This window comes from Bartonella sp. AP150HLJHH (genome assembly GCF_042196385.1).
Lineage (GTDB): Bacteria > Pseudomonadota > Alphaproteobacteria > Rhizobiales > Rhizobiaceae > Bartonella.
On sequence record NZ_JBHIQC010000014.1, the window covers coordinates 37,317 to 46,930 of the forward strand.

The window sequence follows — 9,614 nt, forward strand, 5'->3', positions numbered from 1 at the left end:
ACTGCGCATGGATTTTTATGCATTGAGTGGTTTGTTATGGTTTCAATAGATGCTTCTTTTCTTCATCGCCTTGCGCCTAAATTGGCGCATCATGCGCGCCAAGATTTTATTATTGTTGAAATGGCACGCGTGTTGCCTAAAGCTTTATCTTATGGGGCACTCACAACACCGTTGCGTATTGCCCATTTTTTAAGCCAATGTGCCCATGAGAGTGATGGCTTTTTTACCGTTTGTGAATATGCCTCAGGGCGCGCTTATGAGGGGCGGCGTGATTTAGGCAATGTCAACCCTGGGGATGGGGTGCACTTTAAGGGGCGTGGTTTGATCCAGTTGACGGGGCGCAATAATTATCGTCGTTTTACGAAGTTTTGGCGCTTAGTCGATGAACAAGCGGTTGATTGTGAGGCATTTCCGCAAGAGCTGGAAAAGTTTCCAGCAGCGCTTTGGTCTGCTGTTTGGTTTTGGCAAATGAAAGGCTTGAATAGGCTGGCTGATCAAGATGATTATTTAGGGATTACCAAGGCGATTAATGGGGGAAGAAATGGACTTGTGCAACGTTTGATTTATTTGAACCGCGCCAAAAAGCTTTTGGGACTTGGAGGCGAGGTAAAGGCATGAAGCCCTCTTATCGTGGTTCTAGGCTCTATTTATGGTGGTCTTTTTGGTTTGCTTGGGGGGTTATTTTTTTGCTCGTTTCTGGTGGTTTGTGGGGGGTTCCGCATATTGTTGATATGGCGAGCATTTCTATTCCTTCGATGGTGGCGATTATTGTTGGCAATCTGGGGGTGCATCGTGGCTTTGGCTCGTTGGATTTTTCTAATAGGAAACATTCCCATAAGCGGCATAGCAGCTCCTATGATGGGGTGGAGATAACGAGGTGGGGAGATAAAAGCAATGTTTAGCCCACTTTCAAAACTGTCTTTTGGTCTGCTTTTTTTGGTCAGTATGATGTTGGCGGCTTTTGGCTTTATGAAAGCGCAAATTTTAAAAGCGGAAAAGGCGCGTGATTTGTATTGGCAGTTGGAGATTGCCAAGGCTTCAGCACGTGCACTGCTTGTACAAGAGCGACAAAGACAAGCAGCGTTGGAAGCTGAGCATCGAGCGCAAGGGGTGATTTCGGCTTTGGAACAAAAGCTTACAAAAATGGAGGAAGTCAATGCAGTATTGCCAACTACTGGCGGTGGCATTGGGCTTGAGCGTGTGCGCTTGCTCAACACACAAGCCGGTGGGTAGCCTTTCTTATCATTTTTTATCGGTTGAGTTGCCGCCTGTTGTTCGCATGGCGTGTGCCCGCCCAGCTTTATTGCCAGAGCGTGCTTTGAATGCGCGTGAAGTGGTGCACTATTGGGGGCGTGATCGTGCTGCTTTATTGATTTGTGAACAGCGCAGAAAAGCTGCGGAGCGGGCGATTTTAGGCAAAAGAGAGGGGACTTTTAAGTGAATTTGGATATCAGTGTTGCCAATGGCTGGTTGTCTTTATTGTTATCGGTTATTGCGATTTGTGGGGTTTTGAGAGCCTATTTTTCTTCAGGTGCGCGGGAAATGCTGAAAGATATCACGGCGCTTAAAGAGCGTGTGCAAAAGTTAGAAACAGAGATGGACTTTTTGCCTGATCGTGATGCGCTGCAAAGATTGGAAGTGAATATGGAGAAATTGAATGGTCGTCTCAACACGCTTTCTGCACAATTACAACCGGTGGCAGCCATTGGTGAGCGCTTGCAAGAGTTTTTGTTGGAGAATGCCAAGAAATGAAAGCAGATATGGATAAAATCATCCGTGAAGAAGCGCGGTTGATTATTTTAAAAGGGCTTGCTTGTGAGCGCAGTGAAACTTTATCGAGTGCGATGATTGAGCGGCTTTTATACAGTTATGGCATCAGGCGCGATCGCGATTTTGTGCATAATGAATTGGCATGGATGGAAGATCAAGGTGCTGTTACGTTAAAATGTGTGGGTTCGGTTTTTCTTGCGGCATTAACAGAACGGGGAGCGCGTCATTTAGACCGAAGCTTTTCCATTGAGGGGATTAAGCGGCCTAAACGTTCATCAATAAAAGACGAGGTGAAGGATGCGCAAGGTCGGGCGTGGACGTTTAACGGCGATTGATTTATTGCCGCAAGCTTGTGATCAAATTATTGCTGCTGCTGCTGAGGCTTTAAATGGGCGTGAGAAGACGCAAAAAGCCATTTATGATGAATTTAAAGCAGCTTTGAAGGCTTTAAAAAAAGAAATGGGTTTAAGCTTTTCTATACCCTCCTTTTCCAGTTTTAATCGTTATTCTTTGCGGCTAGCCGTGATGTCAAGGCGCCTAGAACAGACAAGAGAAATTGCAGCAAGTCTTTCCAAGCGTTTTGATGCCAAAGCTTCTGATAATATCACTCTTTTGACGGCGGCAGCGATTAAGGAGTTGATTTTTTCAACGTTGAGCAGTGGGAAAAACCTTTCGCCAAAAGCAGCACAAGAATTAGCCAATGCGCTTAAAGGGGTTTTGGCGGCTGAACATTTATCGACCACCAGACGGCAAAAGTTGGAAAAAGATTTTACCAGCAAAGCAAGCAAAGCGGTTGACGCTGCAGCAGCAGCGGCGGGGCTCTCAGAAGAAACAGCGCGGGCTATACGTGCGCAGGTGTTGGGGGTTAAAAATGGCTGAACAGCCCTTTTCAAAAAGTCATGTCTTTGATCATCAGAGTGGTTTTGATATTTGGCAGAGAAGTACTTTTCCCAAAGAGAGTGATCCCTTAGCGGAAGGTGTTTTGATGGCGCATCAACGGGCATGGATTGAAGATAAGTCCCCATTAAAATTGGTTGAAAAGGGGCGGCGGACCGGCATTACTTTTGCAGAAGCTTTGGATGATACACTGATTGCAGCGGCGGCACGTGAAGCGAGGGGCGATAATGTTTTTTATATTGGTGACACCAAAGACAAGGGGCGGGAATTTATTGGCTATGTGAGCAATTTTGCTTCGGCAATTACGAGCCATAGTGGGGATGTTGAGGAATTTTTATTCTCTGATCAAAGGGCGGATGGGTCAACAAAATATATCTCTGCTTATCGGGTGCGTTTTGCTTCGGGGTTTCGGGTTGAGGCGCTTTCTAGCCGCCCTGAAAATATTCGCGGACTACAGGGCATTGTGGTGATTGACGAGGCGGCGTTTCATCAAGATGTGCGCTCTGTTTTGGATGCTGTCAATGCTTTGCTCATTTGGGGAGGAAAAATCCGTGTGATCTCCACCCATAATGGTGTGCTCAATCCTTTCAATGAATTGATCCGTGAAGCACGAGCAGGCAAAGTGCCTTTTTCGGTGCATTGTTACCCCTTTGGTGTTGCTGTTAAAAATGGCTTGTTTAAACGGGTTTGTGCGATGAAGGGGGAGGTGTGGAGTTTAGCATCTGAGCAACAATGGGAAGAGCAAATTCGTGCCTCTTATGGGGTGCGTTTGGCTGCGATGCGCCAAGAATTAGATGCCATACCAGCCGATCAAGAAGGGGCGGCTTTAACACGTTTGCAGATTGAAAATTGTTGCGCGCCTGACATTGCATTGTTGCGTTTTGCTTGTGTGGATGATTTTAAAAATCAATCGGAACATCAACGAAGTGTTGCTGCTTTTGCTTGGTGTGAGAAGCATATAAAACCTCTTCATGCTGGGCTTGACCGGCGGCGCCAACATGTTTTTGGTGTTGATTTTGCGCGGAGTGGCGATGCGACATCGATTGTGGTGATGGAGGTGGGACAAGATTTGGTGCGCCGTGTACGGTTTATGGTGGAATTGCGCAATACGCCGTTTGATCAACAAAGAGAGATTTTATTTTATGGGGTGAATGGTTTGCCGCGTTTGATGGGCGGCGCGTTAGATGCGCGGGGCAATGGGGCTTATTTAGCCGAAAAAGCAGCGCAGCGTTATGGGGCTTGTGTGAAGGAAGTGCCCTTGTCACAAAGTTGGTATGGCAAGGAAATGCCGGCTTATTTAGAAGCTTTTGGGGATGGGACGATTGTTTTGCCGCGCGATAGTGACATTGTTGCCGATCATCAAGCGCTTGCTTATGTCAATGGCATTGTGAAAATTCCAGACAATCATCGTTTTAAAGGCAGTGACGGTTTTATGCGCCATGGTGATAGCGCGATTGCTTGCGCTTTGGCTTATTTTGCCAGCCGCCAAACTCCTGAAATTTATGATTATACACCTGTGAGAGAGGCTTATCGTTTTGATGAAAGCTCGCTCTTTTCAACGCCTTTTTTTTCAACAATGCGATCAAAGATTTATTGATGGGATGATGAGATGGTAAAACTTTTAGATCAGTGGGGCAGGGCGCTTAATATCAAAGGGTTGGAGCGAGAAGTTGCAAGCCCTACCGTTGGCGGTGTTCGTGATGTATGGTCACAAACCATTGTCAGTGGTCTGACCCCTGCGCAACTTGCTGATATTTTGCAACAGGCAGCACGGGGGCATCCAGAGCAGTTTTTTCAACTTGCCGATGATATGGAAGAGCGTGATTTACATTATCGTGCTGTGCTTGGCATGCGTAAAAATGCTCTCACAGGGGTGGAGCCTGGAGTGATTGCCGCAAGCAACAGTGCACAGGACAAAAAGATAGCAGATGCGGTGCGGGAAGTGATTAGTGCGCCTACTTTTGTTGATGATTATGTCACGGATTTGTTAGATGCTTTGGGAAAAGGCTATGCGGTTGTTGAAACTTTGTGGGACAAGAGTGCCAAGGAATGGTGGCCGGTTGCTTGGAAATGGCGTGACCAGCGGTTTTTTCAATTGGATCGACGGGATGGCTTTCATTTGCGTTTAAAAGAAGAGGGGTCTTTTAATGGAAGTGAATTGCCTGCTTATAAATTTTCTATTCACAGACCCAAGTTGAAAAGCGGTTTGCCTATCCGCACGGGGCTTGCGCGGCTTGCAGCTTGGGCTTTTTTGTTTAAATCTTATACCTTAAAAGATTGGATGGCATTTTTAGAAGTTTACGGTATGCCTTTGCGTGTGGGTAAATATGGGGCAAGCTCTTCTCATGAGGAACGGCGGGTTCTCATTCAAGCGGTGCGTGATTTATCCAGTGATGCGGCAGCGATTATTCCCAAAGAAATGGAGATTGAATTTATTGAAGCGGCAGGGGGCAGTGGCAATGCGGTGTTTGCTTCTAAGGCGGAATATTTAGATCGACAAATTTCTAAAGGTGTGTTGGGACAAACGATGACGACGGATGATGGTTCGTCCTTTTCGCAAGCGCGCATTCATGAAAATGTGCGCCATGATATTGCCAGAGCTGATGCACGCCAATTAGCTTTAACGGCTAATCGTGATTTGATTGTGCCCTTTGTTGAGATTAATTTTGGGCGCCAAGAGCGCGCTCCCCTTGTCTATTGGCCGATTTCGGAAAATGAAGATATTAAAGCCATCAGTGACGCTTTGGAAAAACTTGTGCCCTTGGGTTTGCGTGTTGGGGCGCAAGAAGTGCGCAATAAGATTGGTTTTTCGCAACCAAAAAAGGAAGAGGATGTTTTAAAGGCTCCTGATAATGCGCTTGATGATGAGAGGGGAGAAAAGGCTCATGTTTGTGCTGATTGTGGAGGTGTTTTTGATGTTTCTGTGACAAGAGAGGACAAGGGAGCAAAAGAGCAGGGTGGAAAACATCACGACGAATTGGACCGGCTTTCTGAAGAAGCTTTAAGCGACTGGGAAGAGGACTTAGAACCCCTTTTAGAGCCTTTTAAAAAGCTTGTGAGAGAAGCAAAAAGTTATGAGGATATCCTAAAAGGCTTAGATGAATTGCTTGGTGAGATGGATCATCACGCATTAGCAGCGCGCTTGGCAAAAGTACAAATGATTGCACGTGGGCTTGGGTATCATGGATGAGGAACTTTTTAAAACCGCCCCTAAAGAGGTCACCCGTTATTTTGAAGCCAAGGCACTTGTTCCAAGCTTTGATTGGCGTGATATAGCACCAGAAGAACATGCCTTTTCCTTTACGGTGGCAAAATCGCTAGGCTATGACATTTTGGAGGATTTTAAGCGAGCGGTTGGAGAAGCCATAAAGCATCAAGTTCCTTTTCAAGATTTTCAAAAAAATTTGATGCCGATTTTACAGGAAAAGGGTTGGTGGGGTAAAAAGACCAGCATTGACCCCAAAACTGGTGAAAAGAGCGTGGTACAATTGGGCAGCCCACGGCGTTTAGAAACGGTCTATTGGGCCAATACCATGAGTGCGCATGCGGCAGGTGAGTGGGAGCGCACACAAAATAATAAAGAATTTTTGCCCTATCTCACCTATGCTTTGTCAAGTTCAGAACATAAGCGTTTAGAACATGAAAGTTGGGTGGGGTTTACCGCACCCGTTGATGATCCGGTTTGGGATTGGCTTTATCCGCCCAATGGCTGGCGGTGTAAATGCAGTGTGCGACAGGTAAGCCGTTATGAAGCAGAAGATTTAGGCTATGAAGAGGGGGCAGAGCCACTTCATGTTGAAAAGCAGGTTTGGCACAATAAGCGGACGGGGAAAGTTGAGAAGATACCAAAGGGCATTGATCCTGGTTGGCATTTGAACCCTGGGAAACATCGCGCGCAAAATTTAAGCCGTTTTTTGAGTGATAAAATTTCTGTGATGGGGGACAATGACAAACGCATTGCCATTGAAGATATTGTGGGTTCGCCGCTTTTGGAAGCGATGTTTGAAGGACGTATGCCTCGCGGGTTTATACCCATTGCACCTATACCACAAAAGGTGCGTGATGTTTTTGCAGCGGAAAATTCTCTTATTCGCTTATCCGCAGACAGTGTGAAACATATTTTGTTAGAGCATCAAGCGCGTGATCTTCGCTTGGATGATTTTCGGGGCGCCATTCAAACACTCATAAAACCCCATGGAATTATCAGGCGAAAAGGTGTACCGAGCGTTATGTTTTTTGGTGAAAGTGGTGGGACATGGTGGCGCTTTGTGGTCAAATTTGTAGCAAGCAAACAAGAATGGTGGTTGACCTCCATGCATAAAAAAAACTCTAGAGAAATTGGACGCTTATTGGATGCGGCTGAAAAAAAGGGCGAGAGGTTGTTGTAAAGAGAACACCGGAAAGATCTGCTGGCTTTTGTGAAAAGAGAAGGCGTGGAGGGCGGTCAACTCCTCGCAGATCCGGTAAAACCGTCCTGGTATAACTGGCTCACGCCTCGTGGATAGAAGTAACAGTTTAAAAGTTTAAAAGCAATCTTTAAAAAAACGACTTGAGAAAAACCATGTTGGCTTTTGTGAAGAGAGCCGATGTTTGAGAAAATAAGAAGGCGTGGAGGGCGGTCAACTCCTCACAGATCCGGCAAAGCCGCCCTGGCATAACTGGCTCACGCCTCGCAGGTAATCTAACAGTTTCAACGTTCAAAAGCAATCTTTAAAAAAACGGCTTGAGAGAGGCTTTTTTTGTATAAGACGATAATTGTACCTCTCACTTCACAACGGCGCTCTATCGTCTTTGAAGTGCCTTTGAAAACGATTTTATGGGATGGTTTGGCACGGGGGGTTCTCTCACAAGGAGAAGAATAGGGAAAAGAGTGCTTTTTTGAGAAATGCTCTTTTGACTGACAGTGTCAGACTTATAGTGGGAGTAAGTTTCATGCATTGTATTGCCAATGACAATTGTAAAGCAATAGGCAATGTATGGAACAGGAATTTCACGAAGATCAAAAAGATGGGGATGCAGAAACATTTCATGCTGCGTTAATAGATCTTTGCCAAGACGCTACCGTTAGCCAAGCGCCTGAATGGGTAGAGTTGTTGCCCAAAGCGCCCCATGTGAAGGCACGTGATGGACGACAATGGCATTATAACCCGCAAACTATTTTAAAAGCCTTTGCAGCCAATAAAGGACCGCTTGTGATTGATTATGAGCATGGGCAACATCACCGTGCGAGAAATGGTTTAGAAGCGCCGGCAAGTGGCTGGATTGAAGAATTAGCAGAGCGGGATGGTGCGATTTGGGGGCGTGTTAAATGGACCGATATGGCCGCTAAAAAGATTGTTTCCCAAGAATATCGCTATCTTTCGCCGGAGTTTCGCCATTCCAAGAAAGGTGAAATTTTAAATTTAGCCGGTGCTGGTTTGGTGAACCGTCCAGCCCTTGTCATGACGGCTTTAAGCCGTGAACAGCCTTCCCCTATAACTTTGACGGAGAAAATGATGGATTTTACAGCCATTGCCAGTGCACTATCGCTGGCAGAAGATGCTAAAGCGGATGAGGTTTTAGCAACGCTTAAAGCGCGCGAAAAGGAACGCGTGGAATTAAATGCCCAATTAACAAAAGCGCGAGAAGATTTAGCGCTTTTGCAAGAAGAGCAAAAAAACAGTGCCATTGAGAGTCTTTTAGATAAGACCATTGAAGAGGGCAAGATTTTGCCGGCTGCTCGCGAGGAATATCGTGCGCTTTGTGCCCTTGAAGGGGGGATGGAACATTTTAAAAGTTTGGTCGAGAAGTTGCCGGCGCTTGCCTCAACAAGCCCTCTAGAAGTGTGTGCCTTAGCACAAGAACCAAAGCTTGCTCCAGAAGAGGTTGCCCTTGCGGCACGTCATTATCAGGAAGAGCAGAAGAAAAAAGGCTTCGACATCACCATTAGCCAAGCGGTTGAGTATATTAGCGAGCAAAAGGAGCGCCAATCATGAGTACGATGATTTTGATTAAATCTTTTCGCGCTGGAGATGTGATTTCACCTTATTGCATTGTTGCAGCGCGCGGTGATGGAATGGTGGCAACGGCTTCTGGTAAGGGTGATAAATTATTAGGGACTGCTGGGTCATTGAGTGCCAAGGCTGGTGAGATGATTGATGTTGGCCAATGTGGTTGGGGCGAAGTGGTTTGTGGAGGCAATGTTTCCTTTGGTGATTTTTTGACCTCTGACCCCAAAGGACACGCCATTAAAGCGGAAGCCGCAGATCGCACCATTGGTATTGCCATGAGTGATGGTTCTGCTGGTGATGTTATTTCTTTTAAAATTAATTAATCGAGGCATAAAATGAACAGACCTTTTCCCATTGATCCAACACTCACCGCTATTGCTATTGGTTATCGCAATCCAGCAGGTTCTCTTATTGGCGATAAAGTTTTGCCACGCGTTTGTGTTTTAAGTGAGGTGTTTAAATATAGTGAATTTCCTTTAGCAGAAAATTTTACCGTGCCTGAACTTGAGGTTGGGCGAAAAGGGCGCCCGAATGTGGTGGAATTTTCTGCCTTTGAACGGGAAGCCAGTGTCAAAGATTACGGACTTGATGATCTTATCCCCAATTCAGATATTGAAGCAGCGGCACGGGCACGGGCGGAGCGACGCTCTCGTTATAACCCCGAAAAGACAGCTGTAGAGGGACTTGCCAATTTGCTAGAATTGGGGCGTGAAGTGCGTGTTGCAGCTCTTGTGCAAAGAAGTGAAAATTACGCACCAGAGCGGGTGATTACGCTTAAGGGTGAAAATAAATTTAGCGATTATGAGAAATCTGACCCTTATGCCACTTTAGATGAGGCGATGGATAAAAGTCTCGTCTATACGCCCAACACCATTGTGATGGGCAAAGTTGTTTGGTCAAAACTCAAACGTCATCCCAAAATCATTAAAGCCGTTAAAGGGGGTGGCACTGCTGATG

13 protein-coding genes and 1 pseudogene are annotated in these 9,614 nt (G+C 46.0%); all 14 read left to right on the forward strand.

What is annotated here, in order from left to right; all coding sequences use genetic code 11:
- The first annotated feature begins 36 nt into the window (after nucleotides 1-36).
- Nucleotides 37-618: a glycoside hydrolase family 19 protein gene (locus ACFING_RS06745; protein WP_375613744.1), complete on the forward strand. Its 582-nt coding sequence runs from the start codon at nucleotides 37-39 to the stop codon at nucleotides 616-618.
- Nucleotides 615-902, forward strand: a complete 288-nt coding sequence (locus tag ACFING_RS06750) for a hypothetical protein (RefSeq protein ID WP_375613745.1) — start codon at nucleotides 615-617, stop codon at nucleotides 900-902. The genes ACFING_RS06745 and ACFING_RS06750 overlap by 4 nt, the downstream gene beginning before the upstream one ends.
- Entirely contained in the window at nucleotides 895-1,233 is a 339-nt protein-coding gene (locus ACFING_RS06755; RefSeq protein ID WP_375630262.1) for a hypothetical protein, read from the forward strand. The genes ACFING_RS06750 and ACFING_RS06755 overlap by 8 nt, the downstream gene beginning before the upstream one ends.
- Nucleotides 1,226-1,441 carry a hypothetical protein gene (locus ACFING_RS06760; RefSeq protein ID WP_375613747.1) on the forward strand — a complete coding sequence of 72 codons (216 nt, stop codon included), beginning with the start codon at nucleotides 1,226-1,228 and terminating at the stop codon, nucleotides 1,439-1,441. Before ACFING_RS06755 ends, ACFING_RS06760 begins: the two co-directional genes overlap by 8 nt.
- Nucleotides 1,438-1,752: a DUF2730 family protein gene (locus tag ACFING_RS06765; protein WP_375607966.1), complete on the forward strand. Its 315-nt coding sequence runs from the start codon at nucleotides 1,438-1,440 to the stop codon at nucleotides 1,750-1,752. The genes ACFING_RS06760 and ACFING_RS06765 overlap by 4 nt, the downstream gene beginning before the upstream one ends.
- Nucleotides 1,749-2,105: a hypothetical protein gene (locus tag ACFING_RS06770; RefSeq protein WP_375612320.1), complete on the forward strand. Its 357-nt coding sequence runs from the start codon at nucleotides 1,749-1,751 to the stop codon at nucleotides 2,103-2,105. The genes ACFING_RS06765 and ACFING_RS06770 overlap by 4 nt, the downstream gene beginning before the upstream one ends.
- Nucleotides 2,068-2,649: a phage protein Gp27 family protein gene (locus tag ACFING_RS06775; protein WP_375630263.1), complete on the forward strand. Its 582-nt coding sequence runs from the start codon at nucleotides 2,068-2,070 to the stop codon at nucleotides 2,647-2,649. Before ACFING_RS06770 ends, ACFING_RS06775 begins: the two co-directional genes overlap by 38 nt.
- Nucleotides 2,642-4,264: a hypothetical protein gene (locus ACFING_RS06780; RefSeq protein ID WP_375630264.1), complete on the forward strand. Its 1,623-nt coding sequence runs from the start codon at nucleotides 2,642-2,644 to the stop codon at nucleotides 4,262-4,264. Before ACFING_RS06775 ends, ACFING_RS06780 begins: the two co-directional genes overlap by 8 nt.
- Before the next feature lie 12 nt (nucleotides 4,265-4,276).
- Nucleotides 4,277-5,857 carry a DUF935 domain-containing protein gene (locus ACFING_RS06785; RefSeq protein ID WP_375630265.1) on the forward strand — a complete coding sequence of 527 codons (1,581 nt, stop codon included), beginning with the start codon at nucleotides 4,277-4,279 and terminating at the stop codon, nucleotides 5,855-5,857.
- On the forward strand, nucleotides 5,850-7,055 hold the full coding sequence (locus ACFING_RS06790) for a phage minor head protein (RefSeq protein ID WP_375630266.1): 1,206 nt from the start codon (nucleotides 5,850-5,852) through the stop codon (nucleotides 7,053-7,055). The genes ACFING_RS06785 and ACFING_RS06790 overlap by 8 nt, the downstream gene beginning before the upstream one ends.
- 351 nt (nucleotides 7,056-7,406) lie before the next feature.
- Complete coding sequence (locus tag ACFING_RS06795) at nucleotides 7,407-7,529, forward strand: hypothetical protein (RefSeq protein ID WP_375630267.1); 123 nt, start codon at nucleotides 7,407-7,409, stop codon at nucleotides 7,527-7,529.
- A 114-nt stretch (nucleotides 7,530-7,643) separates the two neighbouring features.
- A complete protein-coding gene (locus ACFING_RS06800; protein ID WP_375630268.1) occupies nucleotides 7,644-8,642 on the forward strand; it encodes a phage protease in 999 nt (332 codons plus the stop codon).
- The gene (locus ACFING_RS06805; RefSeq protein WP_375613753.1) at nucleotides 8,639-8,980 is read left to right on the forward strand and encodes a hypothetical protein; all 342 of its coding nucleotides are present in this window, start codon (nucleotides 8,639-8,641) and stop codon (nucleotides 8,978-8,980) included. Before ACFING_RS06800 ends, ACFING_RS06805 begins: the two co-directional genes overlap by 4 nt.
- A gap of 12 nt (nucleotides 8,981-8,992) precedes the next feature.
- Nucleotides 8,993-9,614, forward strand: a pseudogene (locus tag ACFING_RS06810) (capsid protein); the annotation flags it as partial.

Excerpts from the sequence above, each read along its gene's own strand:
- ACFING_RS06745 (WP_375613744.1), top strand. The coding sequence starts at position 37 with ATGGTTTCAATAGATGCTTCTTTTCTTCATCGCCTTGCGCCTAAATTG.
- ACFING_RS06750 (WP_375613745.1), top strand. The coding sequence starts at position 615 with ATGAAGCCCTCTTATCGTGGTTCTAGGCTCTATTTATGGTGGTCTTTT.
- ACFING_RS06755 (WP_375630262.1), top strand. The coding sequence starts at position 895 with ATGTTTAGCCCACTTTCAAAACTGTCTTTTGGTCTGCTTTTTTTGGTC.
- ACFING_RS06770 (WP_375612320.1), top strand. The coding sequence starts at position 1,749 with ATGAAAGCAGATATGGATAAAATCATCCGTGAAGAAGCGCGGTTGATT.
- ACFING_RS06775 (WP_375630263.1), top strand. The coding sequence starts at position 2,068 with ATGCGCAAGGTCGGGCGTGGACGTTTAACGGCGATTGATTTATTGCCG.
- ACFING_RS06780 (WP_375630264.1), top strand. The coding sequence starts at position 2,642 with ATGGCTGAACAGCCCTTTTCAAAAAGTCATGTCTTTGATCATCAGAGT.
- ACFING_RS06785 (WP_375630265.1), top strand. The coding sequence starts at position 4,277 with ATGGTAAAACTTTTAGATCAGTGGGGCAGGGCGCTTAATATCAAAGGG.
- ACFING_RS06790 (WP_375630266.1), top strand. The coding sequence starts at position 5,850 with ATGGATGAGGAACTTTTTAAAACCGCCCCTAAAGAGGTCACCCGTTAT.
- ACFING_RS06800 (WP_375630268.1), top strand. The coding sequence starts at position 7,644 with ATGGAACAGGAATTTCACGAAGATCAAAAAGATGGGGATGCAGAAACA.
- ACFING_RS06805 (WP_375613753.1), top strand. The coding sequence starts at position 8,639 with ATGAGTACGATGATTTTGATTAAATCTTTTCGCGCTGGAGATGTGATT.